This is a genomic window from Klebsiella sp. CN_Kp088 (genome assembly GCF_040064335.1).
Taxonomy (GTDB): domain Bacteria; phylum Pseudomonadota; class Gammaproteobacteria; order Enterobacterales; family Enterobacteriaceae; genus Klebsiella; species Klebsiella aerogenes.
The window spans coordinates 1-24,185 of record NZ_JBEAIQ010000020.1 but is presented as its reverse complement, the minus strand read 5'-3'; the positions used below and the strand labels follow the sequence as shown (position 1 = coordinate 24,185).

At 56.5% G+C, this 24,185-nt stretch carries 20 protein-coding genes; 14 read left to right on the top strand and 6 right to left on the bottom strand.

Annotated elements, in window-relative coordinates; genetic code table 11:
* Together ABLV08_RS10255 and fes are read right to left on the bottom strand one after the other, a co-directional pair.
* Nucleotides 1–204 (bottom strand): MbtH family NRPS accessory protein, encoded by a 204-nt coding sequence (locus ABLV08_RS10255; RefSeq protein WP_015367778.1) that lies wholly within the window; start codon nucleotides 202–204, stop codon nucleotides 1–3.
* 3 nt (nucleotides 205–207) lie between these two features.
* The gene (gene fes / locus ABLV08_RS10250; protein WP_348855830.1) at nucleotides 208–1,476 is read right to left on the bottom strand and encodes an enterochelin esterase; all 1,269 of its coding nucleotides are present in this window, start codon (nucleotides 1,474–1,476) and stop codon (nucleotides 208–210) included.
* 236 nt (nucleotides 1,477–1,712) lie between these two features.
* Between fes and fepA the strand changes: the two genes are divergently transcribed.
* On the top strand, nucleotides 1,713–3,941 hold the full coding sequence (gene fepA / locus ABLV08_RS10245) for a siderophore enterobactin receptor FepA (protein ID WP_020079377.1): 2,229 nt from the start codon (nucleotides 1,713–1,715) through the stop codon (nucleotides 3,939–3,941).
* Between the two features lie 44 nt (nucleotides 3,942–3,985).
* Here the strand turns inward: fepA and ABLV08_RS10240 are convergent, their stop codons facing one another.
* Both ABLV08_RS10240 and ABLV08_RS10235 read right to left on the bottom strand, forming a co-directional pair.
* On the bottom strand, nucleotides 3,986–4,927 hold the full coding sequence (locus ABLV08_RS10240) for a transketolase C-terminal domain-containing protein (protein WP_047063586.1): 942 nt from the start codon (nucleotides 4,925–4,927) through the stop codon (nucleotides 3,986–3,988).
* A complete protein-coding gene (locus ABLV08_RS10235; protein ID WP_015367782.1) occupies nucleotides 4,920–5,750 on the bottom strand; it encodes a transketolase in 831 nt (276 codons plus the stop codon). Before ABLV08_RS10235 ends, ABLV08_RS10240 begins: the two co-directional genes overlap by 8 nt.
* 372 nt (nucleotides 5,751–6,122) lie before the next feature.
* Here ABLV08_RS10235 and ABLV08_RS10230 point away from each other — a divergent pair, with 372 nt between their 5' ends.
* The 10 genes from ABLV08_RS10230 to ABLV08_RS10185 all read left to right on the top strand — a co-directional run bounded on the left by ABLV08_RS10230 (nucleotide 6,123) and on the right by ABLV08_RS10185 (nucleotide 17,423).
* Nucleotides 6,123–7,073, top strand: coding sequence for a sugar-binding transcriptional regulator (locus tag ABLV08_RS10230; protein ID WP_015367784.1), 951 nt, complete (start codon nucleotides 6,123–6,125; stop codon nucleotides 7,071–7,073).
* A gap of 348 nt (nucleotides 7,074–7,421) precedes the next feature.
* Nucleotides 7,422–8,942: an FGGY-family carbohydrate kinase gene (locus tag ABLV08_RS10225; RefSeq protein WP_348855813.1), complete on the top strand. Its 1,521-nt coding sequence runs from the start codon at nucleotides 7,422–7,424 to the stop codon at nucleotides 8,940–8,942.
* A 170-nt stretch (nucleotides 8,943–9,112) separates the two neighbouring features.
* A complete protein-coding gene (locus ABLV08_RS10220; RefSeq protein ID WP_015367786.1) occupies nucleotides 9,113–10,048 on the top strand; it encodes a D-ribose ABC transporter substrate-binding protein in 936 nt (311 codons plus the stop codon).
* 43 nt (nucleotides 10,049–10,091) lie between these two features.
* Nucleotides 10,092–10,712 (top strand): DUF2291 domain-containing protein, encoded by a 621-nt coding sequence (locus ABLV08_RS10215; protein WP_015367787.1) that lies wholly within the window; start codon nucleotides 10,092–10,094, stop codon nucleotides 10,710–10,712.
* 1 nt (nucleotide 10,713) lies between these two features.
* Nucleotides 10,714–12,258, top strand: coding sequence for a sugar ABC transporter ATP-binding protein (locus ABLV08_RS10210; RefSeq protein ID WP_032714036.1), 1,545 nt, complete (start codon nucleotides 10,714–10,716; stop codon nucleotides 12,256–12,258).
* A gap of 17 nt (nucleotides 12,259–12,275) precedes the next feature.
* Nucleotides 12,276–13,343 carry an ABC transporter permease gene (locus ABLV08_RS10205; protein ID WP_015367789.1) on the top strand — a complete coding sequence of 356 codons (1,068 nt, stop codon included), beginning with the start codon at nucleotides 12,276–12,278 and terminating at the stop codon, nucleotides 13,341–13,343.
* 62 nt (nucleotides 13,344–13,405) lie between these two features.
* Nucleotides 13,406–14,203 carry an SDR family oxidoreductase gene (locus tag ABLV08_RS10200; protein ID WP_045361948.1) on the top strand — a complete coding sequence of 266 codons (798 nt, stop codon included), beginning with the start codon at nucleotides 13,406–13,408 and terminating at the stop codon, nucleotides 14,201–14,203.
* A gap of 88 nt (nucleotides 14,204–14,291) precedes the next feature.
* On the top strand, nucleotides 14,292–15,077 hold the full coding sequence (locus ABLV08_RS10195) for an SDR family oxidoreductase (protein ID WP_015704697.1): 786 nt from the start codon (nucleotides 14,292–14,294) through the stop codon (nucleotides 15,075–15,077).
* Between the two features lie 307 nt (nucleotides 15,078–15,384).
* On the top strand, nucleotides 15,385–16,365 hold the full coding sequence (locus ABLV08_RS10190; protein ID WP_348855812.1) for a DUF1852 domain-containing protein: 981 nt from the start codon (nucleotides 15,385–15,387) through the stop codon (nucleotides 16,363–16,365).
* A gap of 26 nt (nucleotides 16,366–16,391) precedes the next feature.
* Entirely contained in the window at nucleotides 16,392–17,423 is a 1,032-nt protein-coding gene (locus ABLV08_RS10185) for a methionine synthase (RefSeq protein ID WP_348855811.1), read from the top strand.
* 79 nt (nucleotides 17,424–17,502) lie between these two features.
* Here ABLV08_RS10185 and ABLV08_RS10180 read toward each other — a convergent pair whose 3' ends face one another.
* Complete coding sequence (locus ABLV08_RS10180; protein WP_348855810.1) at nucleotides 17,503–17,868, bottom strand: hypothetical protein; 366 nt, start codon at nucleotides 17,866–17,868, stop codon at nucleotides 17,503–17,505.
* A 313-nt stretch (nucleotides 17,869–18,181) separates the two neighbouring features.
* Entirely contained in the window at nucleotides 18,182–20,215 is a 2,034-nt protein-coding gene (locus ABLV08_RS10175; protein WP_348855809.1) for a choline transporter, read from the bottom strand.
* Between the two features lie 128 nt (nucleotides 20,216–20,343).
* Here ABLV08_RS10175 and betI point away from each other — a divergent pair, with 128 nt between their 5' ends.
* Genes betI through betA form a run of 3 tightly spaced genes read left to right on the top strand, consistent with a single transcriptional unit; the run spans nucleotide 20,344 to nucleotide 24,100 of the window.
* A complete protein-coding gene (gene betI, locus ABLV08_RS10170; protein WP_015367796.1) occupies nucleotides 20,344–20,937 on the top strand; it encodes a transcriptional regulator BetI in 594 nt (197 codons plus the stop codon).
* Nucleotides 20,938–20,948: 11 nt separating this feature from the next.
* On the top strand, nucleotides 20,949–22,421 hold the full coding sequence (gene betB / locus ABLV08_RS10165) for a betaine-aldehyde dehydrogenase (protein ID WP_348855808.1): 1,473 nt from the start codon (nucleotides 20,949–20,951) through the stop codon (nucleotides 22,419–22,421).
* 14 nt (nucleotides 22,422–22,435) lie between these two features.
* Nucleotides 22,436–24,100, top strand: coding sequence for a choline dehydrogenase (betA, locus tag ABLV08_RS10160; protein ID WP_015367798.1), 1,665 nt, complete (start codon nucleotides 22,436–22,438; stop codon nucleotides 24,098–24,100).
* Nucleotides 24,101–24,185 lie beyond the last annotated feature (85 nt).

Below are 24,185 nucleotides of genomic sequence, written 5' to 3'. Positions count from 1 at the left end.
TCAGGAGGCGTAGTGCGCTGGGATAAGGGTTGACCAGTTGGCGGCAAGCCAGGCGTTGCAGGCCTCTAATGACTGCGGCGGACACTCCACCGTCCAGCCTGTCGGCAGCGCGCAGTGATGCGGCCACAAACTATATTGCCCCTGTGCGTTGCGCAGAATGTAAAACTGCCCTTGCGGATTGTCGAAGGGGTTGCTGAATTGCATCTCTCACTCCTCATTAAGCGCGTGTTGTTGCCCGCGGCGCAAAGGCTGCCACAGCTGGATAAGCCCGGACGTCAGCCCGCCGCGCCAGCATAGCGCGTCATGACCGCCGTCAACCTGGCGCCAGAAAACGGACGGCGTGCTCTGCCGTAGTTGCGCGAAAAGCGCCTGGTTGGCGCGAAAAATAATCGGCTCGCGCACGCCGGCTTCCAGCCAGATACGCAGCCCCTGCGGTCGAAGCTCGCCGCGCTGCAGTTGTTCAAGTATCACTCCCGGCTGGCTACTGCCGCGCTGCGGCCACCAGTACGACCCCGACTGGCTCAGAACGCAGCCAAAACGCTGCGGCCAGTGGAGCCCGGCATACATCGCCGCCAGACCGCCGAAGCTCTGCCCCGCTACTACCGTCCGGTCGGCGCGATCGCTGAATGGCGCCACGGCCTGCACCAGCGGCAGCAGTTCTTCCTGTACCGCCAGCCAGAAATCACGATTGCAGGGCAGCTCCACGCCGCGGTGTTGATTGTCGATAACGTCGATCAGCACATAGACCGCCGGCGGCAGGCGGCCTTCCCGCGTCAGCCCCGCCAGCGGCGCAAAGACAGGCATGCTTTCGGCCCAGAACTGGCCGTCAAGCAGGACCGCCAGCGGGCGATCCGCCCCACTGCCGGTGGTGTAAATCCACACTCGTCGCTGGTTTCCTAATCGCTGGCTGCGCCATTCAATACAGCGCGGCGCTGGCGAAACCGGCTCGCGATAATGCCAACCCGGCTGTTCCGGCGCCTGCGGCAGTTCCAGCGCTGAGACCGCGTGGCCGCGCCCCCCCTTCCAGCTTTGCGGATTGCGGGGATCGGCAACCGCCCGCGGCAGCAGTTTGCGCCAGCCTTCGCGCAGTAGCGCGCGGTCCGGCGCTTCACCGTTAAAGAGCTGCGGGGAAAAATCGTCGTCGCGTTCGGAGGGAATAAAACAGTAGCTGCCGCGCCAGCTGGCGGGGAGCGTGGTTTGCCAGCACCAGGCATCGGTACCTGGGATGCGCTGCAGGGTTTGCGGCGCCGCGTTGTGGTGATGATCGGTGACGCCGGTAATGTAAATCCACACCCGCCGAATCGGCGACGTGGTTTCGCTGCCTGCCGGATCGCGCCACCAGAAGGTCACCCGATATGCGTCGCCCAGCGCCTCTGTCTGCGGGCCGGCGATCCCCCGCCACCAGTCGTCACTTCCCGTTATTTGCATTCCGTCAGTAACCCTATGTTTACCGTGATTTTTATCAACAAAGGTAATATTTATTGATAATATTATTGATAACTATTTGCATTTGCAATAGCGTATTAACGCGCCTATGGGTAGCGCGTCTTCTCATTACATTAAATCAAGGTCAGAGAGGGTCTTTTCAGAGCGTTTGGCTCGGTCGGCTACGGAAAGCGTTCACCTTCTACTGGCTACATTTATGCCGCCTCCTCTCCCGGTGGGAAGGGGCTTCTGGGGAAAGCGGCAAAGAAAAGCGGAACTGACTTACAATGAATAACAGGATTAAGTCCCTGGCCTTAATGGTCAATCTGGGTATCTACGGGGTGGCATTCCCGCTGTGCGCGGCGGAAGAAACCACCGACAGTAAACAAGCCGCCGGTGAAGAAACGATGGTGGTCACCGCCGAGGTGCAAAACCTACAGGCGCCGGGCGTTTCCACCATTACCGCCGATGAAATTCGCAAACGTCCGCCGGCGCGCGACGTCTCTGAAATCATCCGTACCATGCCGGGCGTCAACCTGACCGGCAACTCCACCAGCGGCCAGCGCGGCAACAATCGCCAGATTGATATTCGCGGTATGGGCCCGGAAAACACTTTAATCCTGATTGATGGTAAGCCCGTGACCAGCCGTAACTCTGTTCGTCTCGGCTGGCGCGGCGAACGCGACACCCGCGGCGATACCAGCTGGGTACCGCCGGAAATGATCGAACGTATAGACGTTATCCGCGGCCCGGCGGCGGCGCGTTACGGTAACGGCGCGGCGGGCGGCGTGGTCAACATCATTACGAAAAAATTCGACAACCAGTGGCATGGTTCGTGGAACGCCTACATGAACATGCCGGAGCATAAAGACGAAGGCGCGACCAAGCGTACCGACTTTAGCCTCAGCGGCCCGCTGGGCGGCGATTTCAGCTTCCGCATGTACGGTAACCTCGATAAAACCCAGGCTGACGCCTGGGATATCAACCAGGGCCACCAGTCTGAACGTACCGGCATTTACGCCGATACCCTGCCCGCCGGGCGTGAAGGGGTAGAAAACAAAAACATCAACGGCGTGGTGCGCTGGGATTTCGCGCCGATGCAGTCGCTGGAGTTTGAAGCTGGCTATAGCCGCCAGGGCAACCTGTACGCCGGTGATACGCAAAACACCAACAGCAACGATCTGGTGAAAGAGAACTACGGTAAAGAGACCAACCGTCTCTATCGCAATACTTACTCCGTGACCTGGAACGGCGGCTGGGATAACGGCGTGACAACCAGCAACTGGGCGCAGTACGAACACACCCGCAACTCGCGTAAAGGCGAAGGCCTGGCGGGCGGCACCGAGGGGATCTTCAGCAGCAACCAGTTCTCGGATATCGATCTCTCCGACGTGATGCTGCACAGCGAAGTCAATATTCCGTTCGATCTGTGGGTTAACCAGAATCTGACGCTGGGTACCGAATGGAACCAGCAGCGCATGAAGGACAACGCCTCTAATACCCAGGAACTCTCCGGCGGTGAAATCCCGGGCTACGACAGCACCGGCCGCAGCCCGTATTCAAAAGCGGAAATCTTCTCGCTGTTCGCCGAGAACAACATGGAAGTGACCGATACCACCATGCTGACGCCGGCGCTGCGTTTCGATCACCACAGCATCGTTGGTAATAACTGGAGCCCGTCGCTGAACCTGTCGCAGGGTCTGGGCGACGACTTTACCCTGAAAATGGGTATCGCTCGCGCCTATAAAGCGCCGAGCCTGTATCAAACCAACCCCAACTATATTCTCTACAGTAAAGGCCAGGGCTGCTATGCGAGTAAATCCGGCTGCTATCTGCAAGGGAATGATGACTTAAAAGCAGAGACCAGCATCAACAAAGAGATCGGCCTGGAGTTCAAACGCGACGGCTGGCTGGCGGGCGTCACCTGGTTCCGTAACGATTACCGCAACAAGATTGAAGCAGGCTATGCTCCGGTCTATACCAACGGCAAAGGCACCGATCTGTACAAATGGGAAAACGTGCCGAAAGCGGTAGTTGAAGGGCTGGAAGGCACGTTGAACGTGCCGGTCAGCGAGACGGTGAACTGGACCAACAACATCACCTACATGCTGCAGAGTAAGAACAAAGAGACCGGCGATCGCCTGTCGATTATTCCGGAATACACGCTGAACTCAACGCTGAGCTGGCAGGTTTATCAGGACGTTTCTGTGCAATCGACCTTCACCTGGTACGGCAAGCAGGAACCGAAGAAGTACAACTACAAAGGCCAGCCGGTCACCGGCAGCGAGAAGAACGAGGTCAGCCCGTATAGCATCCTCGGCCTGAGCGCGACCTGGGACGTGACCAAAAACGTCAGCCTGACCGGCGGCGTGGATAACGTCTTCGACAAGCGCCACTGGCGCGCGGGTAACGCCCAAACCACCGGCGGCGACAAAGGTTATATGTACGGCGCTGGCGCGGAGACCTATAACGAATCCGGCCGTACCTGGTATATGAGCGTCAACACCCACTTCTGATAATATTAATGTCTGACGCCCTCCCCGCCGGGAGGGCGTTTTTTTCAACACTGCGCTATTTTCTGTACCCGCGCGACAATCGACGCCGCGTCAAAACCGTGATGTTGACGCAGCCATCCGCGATCGGCGGCCGCTGCATACTCGCCATCCGGGATCCCCAGACGCTGCAAGGCAATCCCCGTACCCGCTTCCGCCAGCACTTCGGCGACCAGGCTCCCCAGCCCGCCATTGACGTTATGTTCTTCGACGGTAATAACTGAACGGCATGACTGCAGCGCCGCCAGCAGCGCCGCGGTATCGCAGGGACGAATCGACGGCACGCTGACCACTTTCGCCTCAATGCCGAGGTCGGCAAGCTGCTGCGCCGCCTCCACCACTTCGTGCACGGTTGAACCGGTCGCCACCAGCGCCACCGCTGCGCCTTCGCGCAGGGTCAGCACCGCGCCGGGCACAAAACGGTACGCTTCGTCATGCAACTCCGGCAGCGCCTTGCCGTCAAGGCGGATATAAACCGGCCCCTGATACGCCAGGGCGTAGTCGATAATCTGCCGACATTCGCGCGGCGTGGAGGGGGCGAAAATCTGGATATTGCCGAAACCGCGCATTACCGCCAGGTCGTCAATAGCATGGTGGGTACTGGCCAATGGGCCATAGCTGGCCCCGGCGTTAAGGCCAAAGAGCTTGACGTTGGTGTTGTTGTAGCAGACATCGACTTTAATCTGCTCGTTAGCACGGGAGACAAGGAACGGCGCGGCGTTACAGGTCACCGCCACTTTACCGCCGAGCGCCAGCCCCGCGGCGGTGCCGACCATGCTCTGCTCGGCGATACCGACGTTAACCAGCCGTCCGGGGAACAGCTTAATAAAGGGAGCGATCTTGGCCGTTGAGGTGGAGTCCGCGACCACCGGCACCAGATCGACGCCCTTTTCCACCGCGGCGATAAACGCCTCGACCATCACGTTCGCCAGGTGTTCTGCATTACTCATCTTTCAGTTCCTCCAGCGCCAGTGCGATTTCCTCGCCTTTCGGCACCCGGTGGTGCCACTCCGGGCGCCCCTGGATAAAGGAGATGCCCGCGCCCTTCGTGGTGTTGGCAATAATGACGTTAGGTTTACCGTTCTGCTGCAGCCCTTCGATAGCCGCGACCACCGAGGCCATATCGTTGCCGTCGCATTCGCTGACTTCCATGCCGAAGGCGCGCCATTTATCGGCCAGCGGATCGGTATTCATAATTTCACGGGTTGGCCCGGCCAGCTGAAGATTGTTCTTATCATTAATAATGACCAGGTTATCGAGGCCATAATGGGCCGCCGCCAGCGCCGCCTCCCAGTTACTGCCTTCCGCCAGTTCGCCGTCGCCGGTGATTAAAAAGATGCGGCGGGGGCTGTTGCTTTTCTTTGCGGCCAGCGCCAGCCCCACCGCTACAGGCAAACCGTGGCCCAGCGCGCCGGTGTTAAGCTCAATGCCCGGCGTTTTCTGCCGCACCGGATGACCGGGAAGGTGCGAGTTCGCGTGCTGGTAGGTCTCCAGCCAATCGATCGGGAAGAAACCGGCTTCCGCCAGTACGCAGTAGTAGCAGCCCACCGCATGGCCTTTCGACTGGATATAGATATCGCGCTGCGGGTCGTCAAGACGATCGGGCGCCGCATTGAGTACGCGGAAATAGAGCGCGGTTAACAATTCGACCTGCGACAGGTCAGCCCCGGTGTGACCGCCAGCCGGACTATTGGCGTTTAAGCGGACAATGTGGCGGCGCACGGCGCGCGCTTTGCGCTCAAGCGTCTGGATATCAAATCTGTAGGGATTCATTTAATACCTCTGAATTTATTTTCAATGTGGAATATTTATTCCAACAGGAACTAAAAAAACCAGATATCCCCATGTCGGTGGTTAGCCTTACACCACTGCGCCGTACTCAGGAACATTCTGCCTCCCGCTCCAGGCAAGCCCGGATAAACTCGTTGACTCAAAGCCACCTTGAATATATATTCAATGATGATTCTTTATTCGATTATGGCCTGGCTGTTTTGTTTTTGTCCATAGTCGATTTTGATGAGTGGTAAAAATTTGACCACCATCACACTTAAGTGTGATTTTTTTTCGCGTATGATAGAAGTCACTACGATAATGGCTGCAGCTAAACGCCTGAAGAAAGGCGATAAATGATTTACGAGGATAAATATGGCTAAGCAGGATGAACAACGGCTATTGGTGAAGATTGCCACGCTTTACTATCTGGAAGGACGAAAGCAGTCTGATATCGCCCAACTTCTCTCGCTGTCTCAGTCATTTGTCTCTCGTGCGATTACCCGCTGCCAAAAAGAGGGCGTCGTCAAAATCAGCGTCGTGCAGCCATCGAATATCTTTCTCAATCTCGAAAAGGGGCTTGAGGATCGCTACGGGCTTAAACAGGCGGTGGTGGTCGATACCGAAGAAGAGGCCAGCGACCATACCATCAAGCGGGCGATTGGCTCCGCCGCCGCGCACTACCTGGAAACCCGCCTGCGGCCAAAAGATCTGATTGGCGTCTCTTCATGGAGTTCGACCATCCGCGCGATGGTTGATGAGGTTCACGCGCAAAACCTGAAGGCCAGCGGCGTCATCCAACTGCTTGGCGGCGTCGGGCCCAACGGCAACGTGCAGGCGACGATCCTCACCCAGACGCTGGCCCAGCGTCTTAACTGCGATGCCTGGCTGCTGCCGTCGCAGAGCATCGAAGGCTCCATGGAAGAGCGCAATCGCCTGCTGGCCAGCAAAGATGTCGCCGACGTGGTTTCACGCTTTGACGAGGTCGATATCGCCATTGTCGGCATTGGAATTCTCGAACCTTCCCAATTGCTGAAAACGTCGGGTAACTATTATCACGAAGATATGCTGCAGGTGCTGGCGGCGCGCGGCGCGGTTGGCGATATCTGCCTGCACTACTACGACAAATACGGCCAGCCGGTGTTACGCGAAGATGAAGATCCGGTGATCGGCATGGCGCTGGAGAAAGTCAAAAAATGTCCGAACGTGGTCGCGCTGGCCGGCGGCACCGACAAAGTCGCGGCAATTAAAGGCGCGCTTACCGGCGGCTATATCGATGTTTTAATCACCGATTACCCCACCGCCAGACTATTGGTTAGCGACTAACTCGCCGCATTTTCCCGCCTCGTCAATCCCTGGCGCTGTTTTTTTAGCAGCAGGGATTGCAAAATAAATCATTGTAATTCAATAAGTTAATCCATTCACTTCTCCATCTTCGTGTCATATTCCCAATCTGCGAAATGTGATTGCCAGCACAATTGATGATTTTTCAGGTAGCCCATCACCGGGTTGTGGCTTAAGGTATCAAATAAATAATCACTATCGAATATATATTCAGTGATTAAAAAGCGATAACGATATGTCACATCATGGCCTGCATAGACGCATGCAATGGCCGGAGACCATCTCTGTTTCCGCCGTTCCAGGACAATGGGTGACCGAGGAGAGCATCATATGCAGGCGACAGCCAAAGAGTTCATCATTGCGCTGGATGAAGGCACCACCAACGCGAAAGCCGTGGTGCTGGACGGCAAAGGCAAGGTTAGCGTCAAGTTCTCGCAGCCGCTGGCGATCCAAACCCCGCGCGGAGGTTGGGTGGAACAATCCGGCGAGGCGCTGGTGGCGGCCTCGCTGGCGGTGATCGCCAAAGCGGTGGCTCACGTCGGCGCGGAAAACGTTGCGGCGCTGGCTATCAGCAATCAACGCGAAACCGCCATCGGCTGGTATCGCGCCAGTGGCGAACCCATTAACGCCGCCATCACCTGGCAGTGCACCCGCAGCGCCGCGTTCTGCGACACGCTGCGTCGCGATCGTCAGGAGCAGCGCATTAAGCACGCCACGGGCCTGCCGATTGCGCCGCTGTTTTCCGCCTCCAAAATGCGCTGGCTGCTGGACGCCACTCCCGATGGCTATCAGCTTGCCGCACGCGGCGAGATTTGCCTCGGCACTATCGACAGCTGGCTGCTGTGGAATTTAACCGGCGGACAATCCTTCTTCTGCGATTATTCCAACGCCGCCCGCACCCAATTGCTGAATCTGCACCGCGGCGAGTGGGATGACGAAATGCTGACGCTGTTTGGTATTCCGCGCGCGGCGCTGCCGGAGATTAAACCGTCGAGCGGACTCTTCGGCTACACCAAAGGGCTGGCGGCGATCCCCGACGGTATTCCGGTGATGGCGATGATTGGCGACTCCCACGCCGCGCTCTTCGGCCACGCGCTTGGCGAAGCTGGCTGTGTGAAAGCCACTTACGGCACAGGCTCCTCGGTGATGGCGCCGGTAAAATCGGCCCAGTGCGATATTGCCGCCCTGGCGACCACCGTCGCCTGGCACGATGGCGACCAACTGGTGTGGGGGCTGGAAGGCAACATTCCCCATACCGGCGATGCGGTAGCATGGATGGCTGACAGCACCGGGCTGAGCGAACTCTCAGCAGCCGATTTGGCCCACGAGCTGAATACCCTGCCCGCCTCCGTCGATTCGACCTTAGGGGTCTACTTCGTGCCGGCACTGACCGGGCTCGGCGCCCCCTGGTGGGATGACAGCGCCCGCGGGGTGATCTGCGGCCTCAGCCGCGGCGTCAAGCGCGCGCACCTGATCCGCGCCGCGCTGGAATCCATTACCTATCAAATCGCCGACGTGGTGGCTGCGATGCGCCACCACAATGAATTCACCCTGACGGCGTTAATGGTCGACGGCGGCCCAACCAACAACGACTGGCTGATGCAATATCAGGCCGACCTGCTCGGCTGCCCGGTAATGCGCAGCGATATCCCGGAGCTGTCCGCCATCGGCGCGGCGCTACTCGCCCGCAAAGCCCTCACTCCGGGCGAGACCGCCGACCTGCAAGCCTTTTTAACCGAACACAGCGCTTTTCAACCCGACATGGCCCGCCACCAGCGACTACAGCAGCGCTGGCGGGAGTGGCGCCATGCGGTAAACAGAACATTATGGAAACCGGATTCGCCAGCCTGATGCCCATCGGCGTCAGATTGAGCGACGAACCTTATTAACCCACTACAGGAGACCCCCGGCCCATAACGATGTATCGCACCCCCGAATTTATTCTGGGGAAATTTCAGACCGTAAAATCCTGCCCGCTCAGGGGCTCATTTGTTCGAATATAAAAATATAGGAACAGAGTCATGAAATTACGTTTAACTCTTTTAACCGCTGCGACCCTGACTGCCTTTTCCTTTGCCGCGCATAGCGCCGAAAAAGGCACCATTATGATAATGGTTAACTCGCTGGATAATCCTTATTACGCCTCGGAAGCCAAAGGCGCCAGCGAAAAAGCGCAAGCCCTCGGCTATAAAACGACCGTGCTCTCGCATGGCGAAGATGTCAAAAAGCAAAATGAGCTGATTGATACCGCCATTGGTAAAAAGGTGCAGGGGATTATTCTCGATAACGCCGACTCCACCGCCAGCGTCGCCGCCATTGAAAAAGCCAAAAAAGCGGGCATTCCGGTGGTATTAATTAACCGTGAAATTCCGGTTGATGATGTCGCGCTGGAACAAATTACCCATAATAACTTCCAGGCAGGTTCAGAAGTCGCCAACGTATTTGTTGAGAAAATGGCGGAAAAAGGCAAATACGCCGAACTGACCTGCAACCTCGCCGATAATAACTGCGTCACCCGTTCTAAATCCTTCCACCAGGTGATTGACCAGTACCCGGATATGGTCAGCGTGGCAAAACAGGATGCCAAAGGCACCCTGATCGACGGCAAACGCATAATGGATAGCATTCTCCAGGCTCACCCGGATGTCAAAGGGGTGATCTGCGGTAACGGCCCGGTGGCCCTTGGCGCCATCGCGGCGCTAAAAGCGGCCAATCGTAACGATGTGATCGTCGTCGGTATCGACGGTAGCAACGACGAACGCGATGCGGTAAAGGCCGGTACGCTACAGGCGACCGTGATGCTCCAGGCGCAGGCCATCGCCGCCCAGGGCGTTACCGATCTGGATAACTACCTGCAAAAAGGCGAGAAGCCGGCGAAGCAGCGCGTGATGTTCCGCGGCATTCTGATTACCCAGGATAACGCAGATAAAGTTCAGGACTTCAACATCAAGTCCTGAGTTCGGGTGGTTGCGCCCCTGCGGGGGCGCAGAGGAGAGCATTATGTACAAGAAAACCTGTCTCGCGCTTGCCGTTCTGGCGCTTGGCGGCTGCCGCATCGTCTCGCAGCAGGAGCTGGCAGACCTGAAATCCCCGCCCAATCCGCATATGGCGAACATCGATAAAACCTGGCAGCAGAGCATCGTGCCGCAGGTGGTCGCCAACGCCCGCCCGGCGGCGGAGTTGATGAGCGCGCTGAAGGCGCAAAAAGATATCGATAGCGCCTGCAAAGCGCTGGGCTACCGTGCCCAGGACGAAAACCCGTGCATCTTTTACGTTAAGGTGGCGGGTGCCGTCAGCAAGCTGGATAGCGCCTCGCGCAGCGGCAAAATGACCCTCGCCGATGGCAGCATCGGTAATGTGGTGGTGCAGATTGGCCCTACCCTGCGCGGCACCCTGCTGCGTGACGGTTATCGCGACGCCAGCTACCAGGACTTTAACGACCAGGTGCTGTTTGGCGAATACAGCAAAAATATTAATAGTCAGGCGGTCAAAATGATTCAGGCGGCCAACCTGAAAACCGGCGACAACATAGAAGTGTATGGCGTCTTCTCGGCCTGGGATATTCCACAAACTATTCCGGAAATCACCCCGGCGAAAATCGTTCATCCGGGAGGTCAATAATATGATGCCGCAAGATATCGTCGCTCCCCAACCAGTCGAATCTGAAGTGATTATCGAAACCCGCGGCCTTTCGCGCATTTATCCCGGCGTGACCGCGCTGGATAACGTGAATTACCGGGTCTATCGAAATAAGGTTAACGTTCTGATCGGAGAAAATGGTGCGGGTAAATCCACCATGATGAAAATGCTTGCCGGCGTTGAAACGCCCTCCTCCGGTCAAATTATTCTCGATGGCGAGGCGGTGACTTTAAACTCTACCCATCAGGCAGAGAAATTCGGCATCAGCATTATTTTCCAGGAACTGAATTTATTCCCCAATATGAATGTGATGGACAACATATTCATGGCTAATGAATTCTTTCAGAAAGGACGCATCAACGAGAAATATCAATATGCGTTAGCTAAATCGCTACTGGAGCGGCTGGAGCTCGACGTCGATCCCTACACGCAGCTGGGCGAACTGGGGATTGGCCATCAGCAGTTGGTTGAAATCGCCCGTGCGCTATCAAAAGACACCCGCGTGCTGATTATGGATGAACCCACCTCGGCGCTGAGCCAGTCCGAGGTCAAAGTGCTGTTTAAGGTCATCGAGCAGCTTAAGCGCCGCGGTGTCACCATTATCTATATTTCGCATCGCCTTGAAGAGCTGATGGAGATTGGCGACAACATCACCATTTTCCGCGACGGTCGCTTCATCAGCGAACGCAACGTCAGCGACGCCAGCGTTCCGTGGATCATCGAACAGATGGTCGGCGATAAGAAAAAGCACTTTGATTATCAGCCCGCGCCAAAAGGCAACGCGGTGCTTGACGTCAAGGGGCTGACCGCGTTGCATCCGAGCGGCGGCTACAAACTCAATGATGTCACCTTTACCCTCAGCAAAGGCGAAGTGATCGGCATTTACGGCCTGCTGGGCGCCGGGCGCACCGAGCTGTTCAAAGGGCTGGTTGGCTTGATGCCCTGCCAGAACGGCGAGGTACATCTTAACGGCGAAAGCATCGGCAAATCTCGCTTTCAACACCGCCTGAAAAAGGGGCTGGCGCTGGTGCCGGAAGACCGTCAGGGCGAAGGCGTGGTGCAGATGATGTCGATTCAATCCAACATGACGCTCTCTGATTTTAGCCTGCAGGGTTTTCGCCGCGCCTGGCGGTGGCTGAATCCGCAGAAAGAAGAGTCCTGCGTAAAAGAGATGATTCAGCAATTGGCTATCAAGGTGAGCGACGCCAATTTGCCCATCACCTCGCTGAGCGGCGGCAATCAACAAAAAGTGGTGCTGGGTAAGGCGCTGATGACCCAGCCGCAGGTGGTGTTCCTCGACGAACCGACGCGCGGTATCGACGTCGGCGCAAAAACCGACGTCTATCACCTGATCGGCAAAATGGCCCAGCAGGGGCTGGCGGTTATGTTCTCCTCTTCGGAGCTGGATGAAGTGATGGCGCTGGCCGACCGCATCCTGGTGATGGCCGATGGCCGCATTACCGCCGATTTACCGCGCCATGCGGTGACCCGCGAAAAGTTAATCGCGGCTTCAACACCTCAAGATTAATCAGGCTGGAATCCATCATGAACCAGAAATATATGATTTATATGTACCTGCTGAAGGCCAGAACCTTCATCGCCCTGCTGCTGGTGATCGCATTCTTCAGCGTGATGGTACCGAACTTCCTGACCGCCTCTAACCTGCTGATCATGACCCAGCACGTGGCGATTACCGGCCTGTTGGCCATCGGTATGACGCTGGTGATCCTCACCGGCGGCATTGACCTGTCCGTCGGCGCGGTGGCGGGTATCTGCGGGATGGTCGCGGGCGCGCTGCTGACCAACGGGCTACCGCTATGGAACGGCGATATCATCTTCTTTAACGTCCCGGAGGTCATCCTTTGCGTCGCGGTCTTCGGCGTGCTGGTAGGGCTGGTTAACGGCGCGGTGATTACCCGCTTCGGCGTCGCGCCGTTTATCTGCACCTTAGGGATGATGTACGTCGCCCGCGGCTCCGCCCTGCTGTTTAACAACGGCAGCACCTACCCGAACCTCAACGGCATGGAAGCGCTGGGCAATACCGGTTTCGCCACGCTGGGCTCCGGTACCCTGCTTGGCGTTTATCTGCCGATCTGGTTGATGATCGGCTTCCTGGTATTGGGCTACTGGCTGACCACCAAAACGCCGCTCGGTCGCTACATCTACGCTATTGGCGGCAACGAATCCGCCGCTCGCCTCGCCGGCGTACCGATCGTCAAAGCCAAAATTTTCGTCTACGCCTTCTCCGGCCTGTGCGCCGCCTTCGTCGGCTTGATCGTCGCCTCCCAGCTACAAACCGCCCACCCGATGACCGGCAACATGTTTGAGATGGACGCCATCGGCGCCACCGTGCTCGGCGGAACCGCGCTGGCAGGAGGCCGTGGCCGGGTGACCGGCTCGATTATCGGCGCCTTCGTGATCGTCTTCCTTGCCGACGGCATGGTGATGATGGGCGTTAGCGACTTCTGGCAGATGGTCATTAAAGGCCTGGTGATCGTCACCGCCGTTGTCGTCGACCAGTTCCAGCAGAAGCTGCAGAACAAAGTCATCCTGATGCGCCGCCATGAAGAGAAGCTGGCCGCCATCCCGCCGAACGGCGCCACCTCCAGCTAATCGGCAACCGTATACACGTATTCCGCCGGGCCTGGCGCCCGGCTTATCGAAAGGGAAAAAATATGCAACGAGATTTCCATAATAAAACGGTGGTTATCACCGGCGCTTGCCGCGGCATCGGCGCAGGTATTGCGGAGCGCTTTGCCCGCGACGGCGCTAATCTGGTGATGGTCTCCAACGCCGAGCGCGTTCACGAGACCGCCGAAATCCTGCGTCAGCGCTATCAGGCGGATATTTTATCGCTGCAGGTCGATGTGACCGACGAAGCCCAGGTACAGTCGCTGTATGAGCAGGCCGCCGCGCGCTTCGGCACCATTGACGTCTCCATTCAGAACGCCGGGGTGATCACCATCGATTACTACGATCGGATGCCAAAAGCCGATTTTGAAAAAGTGCTCGCGGTTAACACCACCGGCGTGTGGCTGTGCTGCCGCGAGGCCGCTAAATATATGGTGAAACAGAACCACGGCAGCCTGATTAACACCTCTTCCGGCCAAGGGCGTCAGGGCTTTATCTACACGCCGCACTACGCCGCCAGCAAAATGGGCGTGATCGGTATTACCCAAAGCCTGGCCCACGAACTGGCGCCGTGGAACATCACCGTCAACGCCTTCTGCCCCGGCATTATTGAAAGCGAAATGTGGGATTACAACGATCGCGTGTGGGGAGAAATTCTCAGCACCGAGCAAAAGCGTTACGGCAAAGGCGAACTGATGGCGGAATGGGTCGAAGGGATCCCGATGAAGCGCGCCGGTAAGCCGGAAGACGTAGCCGGGCTGGTGGCCTTCCTCGCCTCCGACGATGCACGTTACCTCACCGGGCAGACCATCAATATCGATGGCGGTTTGATTATGTCCTGAACGCGGTAGCCCGGATAAGGCGCTACGCGCCGCCATCCGGGAAAGCGGGCTCCCGACGTTCGACACTATATTGAAGAGAGTAATCACTATGATCGGCAAAGACTTTGCACAGCAGCTGTTTAACCTGCAGGAGCGCGTCGCTTTCGTGACCGGCGCCGGCAGCGGCATCGGCCAAACCATCGCCTGCGCGCTCGCCAGCGCCGGCGCGCGGGTGGTCTGTTTTGATCTTCGCGACGACGGCGGGCTGGCGGAAACGGTCAGCCATATTGAATCCATCGGCGGCCAGGCCTGTTCTTATACCGGCGATGTCCGCCAGCTTGCCGACCTGCGCGCCGCCGTTGCTCTAGCCAAAAGCCGCTATGGCCGCCTCGATATCGCCGTTAACGCCGCCGGTATCGCCAACGCCAATCCGGCCCTGGAGATGGAAAGCGAGCAGTGGCAGCGGGTTATCGACATCAACCTCACCGGCGTATGGAACTCCTGCAAAGCAGAAGCGGAATTGATGCAGGAGTCTGGCGGCGGGTCGATTATCAATATTGCTTCGATGTCGGGGATTATCGTGAACCGCGGCCTCGATCAGGCGCATTACAACTGTTCGAAAGCCGGCGTTATTCATCTGTCGAAAAGCCTGGCCATGGAGTGGGTTGATAAAGGGATCCGCGTCAACGCCATCAGCCCCGGCTATACCGCCACGCCGATGAATACCCGCCCGGAGATGGTGCATCAGACCCGCGAGTTTGAAAGCCAGACCCCGATGCAGCGCATGGCGAAGGTAGAAGAGATGGCCGGCCCGGCGCTGTTCCTCGCCAGCGACGCCGCCTCATTCTGCACCGGCGTGGATCTGGTGGTCGACGGTGGGTTTGTCTGCTGGTAAAACCGGTCTTGCCCCGGCTAACGATGCACAAGCCGGGGCGTTTTCTTTCCGCACGCACCTCTCCCGGCGCAATTTTCTTAAGCCATCTTGCACATCTATGCAGAGCACATGATGGATCATGAAGATGGCTCATGCAGTATTGAAATTAACTCTCTTTCACTCACTCAATGACTCTGGCAAAAATAGTCTTCAGCAACTGCAGACAATATGAATGCTACTGAATAATAAATCCAGATAAATCGCAAGGTCATTCTGGGAATGTGAAATACCTGCATTTTTATATCAGAACCCAGGGTGGAAAGAGACGATGACAGACTTTACCTTTACGATTAAACGTAGTCGTTTTGATGAACACTATAACCCGGCGGAAAATACGCGTATTACCACCAATTTTGCCAACCTGGCGCGGGGCGAAAACCGTCAACAGAACCTGCGCAATGCGCTGGTAATGATTGATAATCGCTTTAATAACCTGGTGCAGTGGGACAACCCGAACGGCGACCGCTACTCCGTCGAGCTCGATATCATCTCGGTCGAAATGAATATTAGCGATAACGGCCAGAATGCGGCATTCCCGGTGATTGAGATTCTGCAAACCAATATTATTGATAAAGCCACCAACGCGCGAATCGAAGGTATTGTTGGGAATAACTTCTCCTCTTATGTGCGCGATTATGATTTTAGCGTATTACTGCCGGAATATAATAAAGATAAAGCAACATTCAGCGTGCCGGAAAATTATGGCGTTCTGCATGGCAATATTTTCAAACATTTCATACGCTCTGCCGAATACCATGAATGTTTTAAAAAGTCGCCGGTCATCTGCCTGAGCGTTTCCAATAAGCATACCTACCGCCGGACCGGCAATCAGCACCCTATTCTCGGCGTCGAGTACCAGCAGGATGGCGTGGCGCTGACCGAGGCCTATTTCAATAAGATGGGCCTGCAGGTGCGTTACTTTATGCCGGCCAATAGCGTAGCGCCGCTGGCCTTCTTCTGCGCGGGCGATCTGCTCAGCGATTACAGCAACCTTGAGCTTGCCAGCACTATTAGCACGATGGAGACGTTCCAGAAGATTTATCGCCCGGAAATTTATAACGCTAACTCCGCGGCCGGGCAGTGCTACCAGCCGAACCTGAATAATCAGGATCATTCGTTGACCCGGATTGTTTATGACCGCGAAGAGCGTAGCCGCCTGGCGATTGAACAGGGCAAATTTACCGAACAACAGTTTATTAAGCCGTACCAGCATATTCTTGAGCAATGGTCAGCTCATTACGCTCTCTAAATCATAAAAAAATAAAGGTCACCTGTATGAAAACATTGCTCCCGACATCCACCGCAGGCAGTTTACCGAAACCGACCTGGCTGGCGCAGCCCGAGACGCTGTGGTCACCGTGGAAATTACAGAATGAAGACTTGGTATTAGGAAAGCGCGATGCGCTGCGTTTATCGCTCGACGATCAGCTGCGCGCAGGCATTGATATCGTCAGCGATGGCGAGCAGACGCGTCAGCACTTTGTCACCACCTTTATTGAACATCTCAGCGGCGTCGATTTTGAGAAACGGCAAACGGTGAGAATTCGCAACCGCTATGACGCCAGCGTGCCGACCGTTGTCAGCGCCGTCGAGCGCCAGCAGCCGGTGTTTGTGGAAGATGCAAAATACCTGCGTCAACTCACCAACAAACCGATTAAATGGGCCCTGCCTGGGCCAATGACGATGATCGATACGCTGTATGACAATCACTATAAAAGCCGTGAAAAGCTGGCGTGGGAATTTGCCAAAATTCTCAACCAGGAAGCCCGGGAATTAGAAGCCGCCGGGGTAGATATTATTCAGTTTGATGAACCCGCGTTTAACGTCTTCTTTGATGAAGTCAATGACTGGGGGATCGCCGCGCTGGAAAGAGCCGTTGAAGGGCTGAAATGCGAAACCGCCGTGCATATCTGCTATGGCTACGGTATTAAGGCCAATACCGACTGGAAAAAAACGCTCGGCTCCGAATGGCGCCAGTATGAAGAGGCGTTCCCGAAACTCCAGACCTCCTCTATCGATATTATTTCGCTGGAGTGCCACAACTCGCGCGTACCGATGGACCTACTGGAGCTTATCCGCGGCAAGAAAGTGATGGTCGGAGCTATCGATGTGGCGACCAACGCCGTTGAGACGCCAGAAGAGGTGGCCAGCACGCTACGCAAAGCCCTGCAGTTCGTCGACGCCGACAAGCTCTATCCATCAACCAACTGCGGCATGGCGCCGTTATCGCGTCAGGTCGCCAGCGGTAAGCTACATGCGCTAAGCGCCGGGGCGGATATTATTCGCCGGGAGCTGGCGGCGAAATAGTTATCGGCTATTTATTGTCTCTGATACTACAACAGGAGCCGGGCCTACCTGGCTGCTGTTATTCCCTCCACAAAGGTTATCATCTCTGTCTTAACTCCTGATGATAATAATCTAACTGACTGAACTTCGGATTAGCCCGATAGTAGATCACGGGCACCTCTTTTCCCACATAAACCTTATCGAGATCCACAGTATTAATAGTCATAAACTGATTAGCTTTGCTATAAATTTTACCTCCGGCACTAAAGCTATACGTTAATACAATACTCACCTCGCCACGATCGTTCGGTGCTTTAGGATAATAAGAGACGATACTGGCGCGGGTCGCTACAGGATCCCTTTTGATCATCCAGTAGTGGAAAAAACCTTTGGCAAAACAGAAGATAACCGCGGCCATCATCGCATAGAATGGCCCCCAAATGATGATCCCTGAATATTTCTCCATTATATTTCTCATGTAATGATTTTTATTATTAATAGTGCGGTTTATACGAATTTAAAACGTGATATCGTTGTCGCCCCTGGAAGCAATCCTGGAGGACCCATTATTTCATTCCATAATTCGCAAATAACGATATTTAAGCGTAGATACTCCCCCATGACTATATGACAACCAGTAATAACACAAATAAAACAATTTAATTAAGCACAAATAGTACATTAAATGGCTATTTAATAATTAAAGCTGTAAATTGACAATGTATTAGATTGCAAAAAAAGGGCGTCATTTATTACATGACGCCCTGGTAAAAGCGGGTTTACATTCCAGGGAAGGTGACGCTATTCCCCGGCGCTTCCCTGTGTAGATGAATAAAGTTCAGGTGTCGCTCGTACTGGTCGAGAATATCGGTGATCACCTGCTCTTTGCTGTAATCCATCAGGTCATTGCCCTGGCTCCCCTCCAGCAGGAAAGTCTCAAGACGGTAGTAGGTCGATTTGCCGCTGCGCGCCCGGTAGGTAAAACCGGGAATCGAGTACTGCTGCGGCCAAATCTGGTAGACGAAGTTTTGTTCGTCGCCCATATGCACCAGCAGATCGAGGTGACCAAGGTTATCGCCCTCTTCCGGCGGCAGGCTTTTCAGCTCAACGTAAGCGCCGCGCAGCTTCAGCTCCTGCGCCACCTCTTCCATCGCCGGGAAGCACACCGTCTCCATCATCTGGCGGGTATAGCGCGTGCCGGGATAGTTCATTAAGCGTGACAAGCGCTTTTTCCAGCTCAGACGATCCTGCACGCCAAGCGGGCGCGGCGCAGTGTCGCGATTGGCGCTTTCGCGGCGATAATCTTCCACCTTCAATGACTTATATAACCCCGCCATCACGAAGAAAATCACAAAGCTGAACGGTAGCCCCATGATCACCGTCGCGTTCTGTAGCGCGGAGATGCCGTTAGTCATCAGCATACCGAGGGTCAACAGGCCAATCACCACCGACCAGAAGATGCGCAGCCAGTTCGGCGCATCGCTATTAATATCCTTCAGCTTCGAAGTGAAGTTGCCGAGCACCAGCGCGCCGGAGTCCGCTGAGGTGACGTAAAACAGCAGGCCGGTAATGGTGGCGACCGAGGCGCTAAAGGTAAACGCCGGATACTGCGCCAGCAGGTTATAGAAACCGCGCTCCGGGTGAGCGATGGCTTCGGCGGCAAAATCTGCATTGCCGTGAATAATTTCATACAGCGCGCTATTGCCGAATACCGACAGCCACAGCAGGGTGAAGGTGAACGGAATAATCAGCGTACCCACTACAAACTGGCGAATGGTGCGCCCGCGCGAAATACGCGCCAGGAACAGGCCGACGAACGGTGACCACGCCACCCACCAGGCCCAGAAGAATAACGTCCAGTTATTCATCCATTCAACCGGGCGGTCGAAGGCGAAGCTGTTTAGCGTCATTCCCATAAAGCGATTGATGTAATCCCCGACGTTCAATACCAGCGCATTGAGCAGGAACTCGGTATCGCCCATAAACAGAATGAATAAGATCAGCCCCAGCGCCAGTACCACGTTGAGCTCGGAAAGGATACGAATGCCCTTATCCACGCCGGAGGTCACCGAAATGGTGGCGATAATCACCGACATTACAATCAGCGCCGCCTTTGCGCCCAAGGAATCAGGAATATGGAACAGCACGCTCAGGCCGTAATTGAGCTGCACCACGCCGATACCGAGGGTAGTGGCGATGCCGAAAATCGTACCGATCACCGCGGCGATATCGACGCTGTGGCCGATGGGGCCATTAATCTTTTTCCCGAAGATAGGATAGAGCGCGGAGCGGATGGTGAGCGGCAAATTATAACGATAGCTAAAGTATCCCAGCGCCATTCCCATCAGGGCGTACATCGACCAGCCGGTGAGGCCGTAGTGGAATAGCGTCCACACCATCGCCTGGCGCGCCGCTTCCATGGTCTGCCCCGCCCCTTCCGGCGGCTGCATATACTGCGTGACCGGTTCGGCGACCGAGAAGAACATCAGGTCGATGCCGATACCGGCGGCAAACAGCATCGCCGCCCAGCTCAGCACGCTGAACTCCGGCTTCGAGTGTTCCGGCCCCAGCTTCACCGAGCCAAAGCGCGAACAGGCAATACAGACGACGAACACGATATACAGCGTGGCGGCGAGTAAATAATACCAGCCAAATGTCTTAGAAACCCAGTTCAGGGTACGGCCAATCCAGGCCGCGGAAAAATCGCTGAAGAAGATAGTCATCAGGGAAAACAACAAAATCAGTCCTGCGGAAGTGTAAAAAACCACCGGATTGATTTTGTCCTTTTCTCTGCTCGGCGAAAGGTCTGTCATCCATTCTCCTTACATTTATTGCAACTATTAAAAAGCAAATCGGCAACAATTAAGACACATTTTATATTGAACGTCCAATCAAAAACCGCTTTAATAGATAAACAAATCTGATGAATGGAGTCCGGGAAATGCCAAAACTGGGGATGCAATCGATACGTCAGCGGCAGCTGATCGACGCCACGCTGGCGGCGATTAATGAGGTCGGCATGCATGACGCCACCATCGCGCAGATCGCCCGCCGGGCGGGCGTATCGACGGGCATCATCAGCCACTATTTCAAGGATAAAAACGGACTGCTGGAAGCGACGATGCGCGACATCACCGGCCAGCTACGCCATGCGGTGTTACAGCGGCTGCGGGCGCTACCCGGCGCCAGCGCTGAACGGCGCCTGCGGGCCATCGTCGCCGGCAATTTCGATGACAGCCAGATAAGCGGCGCGGCGATGAAGGCGTGGCTCGCCTTCTGGGCCAGCAGTATGCATCAGCCGATGCTCTATCGCCTGCAGCAGGTCAGCAGTAAGCGTTTGTTGTCGAACATCGTGTATGAGTTTCAGCGTCAGCTACCCCGCGAGCAGGCGCAGGAAGCAGGTTACGGTCTGGCGGCGCTGATCGACGGCCTGTGGCTGCGGGCGGCGTTAAGCGGTAAACCGCTCGACAAAACGCGTGCCGAAACCCTCGCCGACCATTTCATCAGTCAGTATCTGCCACCGACTTCGCAATAATGGAGGAAACCATGTCCCGAATGGCCGAACAGCAGCTTTATATTCACGGCAAGTTTGTCGCCGCCACCAGCGGTAAAACTTTCGAGACCATCAACCCTGCCACTGGGGAAGTGCTGGCAACCGTCCAGGCCGCCGGGCGTGAAGACGTCGACCGCGCGGTAAAAAGCGCCCAACAGGGGCAAAAAGTGTGGGCGGCGATGAGCGCGATGGCGCGCTCGCGGATCCTGCGTAAAGCGGTTGATATTCTGCGCGAACGTAACGATGAGCTGGCGCGTCTGGAGACGCTTGATACCGGCAAACCGCTGAGCGAAACCGCCGCCGTCGATATCGTAACCGGCGCCGATGTGCTGGAGTACTACGCCGGATTGATCCCGGCGCTGGAAGGCAGCCAGATCCCGCTGCGCGACAGTTCTTTTGTTTACACCCGCCGCGAGCCGCTTGGCGTAGTCGCCGGTATTGGCGCCTGGAACTACCCGATCCAGATAGCGCTGTGGAAATCGGCCCCGGCGCTGGCCGCCGGTAACGCGATGATCTTTAAACCGAGCGAAGTCACTCCGCTCACCGCGCTGAAGCTGGCGGAAATCTACCGCGAAGCGGGTCTACCGGAAGGGGTCTTCAACGTCCTGCCGGGAATCGGCGCCGAAACCGGCCAGTACCTGACCGAGCATCCGGATATCGCCAAAATCTCCTTCACCGGCGGTGTCGCCAGCGGCAAAAAAGTCATGGCCAACTCCGCCGCCTCTTCTTTAAAAGAGGTGACCATGGAGCTGGGCGGTAAATCACCGCTGATTATCGCGGAAGATGCCAACCTCGACCTCGCCGCCGATATCGCCATGATGGCCAATTTCTACAGCTCCGGTCAGGTCTGCACCAACGGCACCCGCGTGTTTGTGCCCGCGAAGTTTAAAGCCGAATTTGAACACAAGATCCTGGAGCGCGTGGGCCGTATCCGCGCCGGAGACCTGTTTGCCGACGATACCAATTTCGGCCCGCTGGTCAGCTTCCCGCATCGCCAGAATGTCCTGCGCTATATCGAGAGCGGCAAAAGCGAAGGCGCTCGCCTGCTGTGCGGCGGCGATGTGATGAAAGGCGAAGGCTTCGATAATGGCGCATGGGTCGCTCCGACGGTCTTCACCGACTGCACCGACGACATGACTATCGTGCGCGAAGAGATCTTCGGACCGGTGATGTCGATTCTCAGCTATGACGACGAAGCGGAAGTGATTCGCCGCGCCAACGCCACCGAGTACGGCCTTGCCGCTGGCGTCGTCACGCCGGATTTGAACCGCGCTCACCGCATCATCCACCAGTTGGAAGCCGGCATTTGCTGGATAAACAGCTGGGGAGAATCGCCGGCGGAAATGCCGGTCGGCGGCTATAAGCACTCCGGCATTGGCCGCGAAAACGGCGTGATGACGCTACAAAGCTACACCCAGGTAAAATCCATCCAGGTTGAGATGGGTCAGTTTCAATCCATATTTTAACCAGGAGGTCATTTTTGCAGTTTGACTACATCATTATTGGCGCCGGCTCCGCCGGCAACGTCCTCGCGACGCGTTTAACGGAAGATCCCAACACCACCGTCCTGCTGCTGGAAGCGGGCGGTCCGGACTATCGTTTTGACTTCCGTACCCAGATGCCCGCCGCGCTTGCTTTCCCGCTACAGGGCAAACGCTATAACTGGGCCTATGAGACCGAACCGGAACCCTATATGAACAACCGCCGCATGGAGTGCGGACGCGGTAAAGGGCTCGGCGGCTCCTCGCTGATTAACGGCATGTGTTATATCCGCGGCAACGCCATGGACCTTGATAACTGGGCCGCCGCGCCGGGGCTGGAACACTGGAGCTACCTCGACTGCCTGCCCTATTACCGGAAAGCGGAAACCCGCGACATCGGCCCTAACGACTATCACGGCGGCGACGGCCCGGTGAGCGTCGCTACGCCGAAACAGAATAATAACCCGCTGTTTCATGCAATGGTGGAAGCTGGCGTGCAGGCGGGCTATCCGCGTACTGACGATCTCAACGGTTATCAGCAGGAAGGGTTTGGCCCGATGGACCGCACCGTGACGCCGCAGGGACGCCGTGCCAGCACCGCCCGCGGCTATCTCGATCAGGCCCGCAGCCGCGCGAACCTGACCATCCGTACCCATGCCATGACCGATCACATTATTTTTGACGGCAAACGCGCCGTTGGCGTCGAGTGGCTGGAAGGCGACAGCAGCGCGCCGTCGAAAGCAATGGCCAATAAAGAAGTGCTGCTCTGCGCCGGCGCCATCGCCTCGCCGCAGATTCTGCAGCGTTCCGGGGTCGGCAATCCGGAACTCCTGCGCCAGTTTGATATTCCGCTGGTCCACGCCCTGCCCGGCGTCGGTGAAAATCTGCAGGACCATCTTGAGATGTACCTGCAGTACGAGTGCAAAGAGCCGGTATCGCTGTACCCGGCGCTACAATGGTGGAATCAGCCGAAAATCGGCGCGGAATGGCTGTTCGGCGGCACCGGGATCGGCGCCAGCAACCAGTTTGAAGCGGGCGGATTTATTCGCAGCCGCGAGGAATTCGCCTGGCCGAATATTCAGTACCACTTCCTGCCGGTGGCGATTAACTACAATGGATCCAATGCGGTTAAAGAGCATGGTTTCCAGTGCCACGTTGGCTCGATGCGTTCACCAAGCCGCGGTCACGTGCGTCTGAAATCGCGCGACCCGCATGCCCATCCGGCAATCCTGTTCAACTATATGTCGAGCGACCAGGACTGGCAGGAGTTCCGCGACGCCATCCGTATTACCCGCGAAATCATGAACCAGCCGGCGCTGGATAAATATCGCGGGCGCGAAATCAGCCCTGGCGTTGAGTGCCAGAGCGATGCGGAGTTAGATGAGTTTGTGCGTAATCACGCCGAGACCGCGTTCCACCCGTGCGGCACCTGTAAGATGGGGTACGACGACATGGCGGTGGTCGACGGCGAAGGCCGCGTCCACGGCATGGAAGGGTTGAGAGTCGTCGACGCGTCGATTATGCCGCAGATTATTACCGGCAACCTGAACGCCACCACTATCATGATTGGCGAGAAGATGGCCGATGCCATTCGCGGGCGTCAGCCGTTACCGCGCAGCACCGCGGCCTACTATGTCGCCGGCGACGCGCCGGTTCGCCGCTAAACGAGCAGATCCCCGGATTGCGCTACGCTTATCCGGGCTACCAAATAGCACAACTCTGTAGCCCCGGTAAGCGACAGCGCCACCG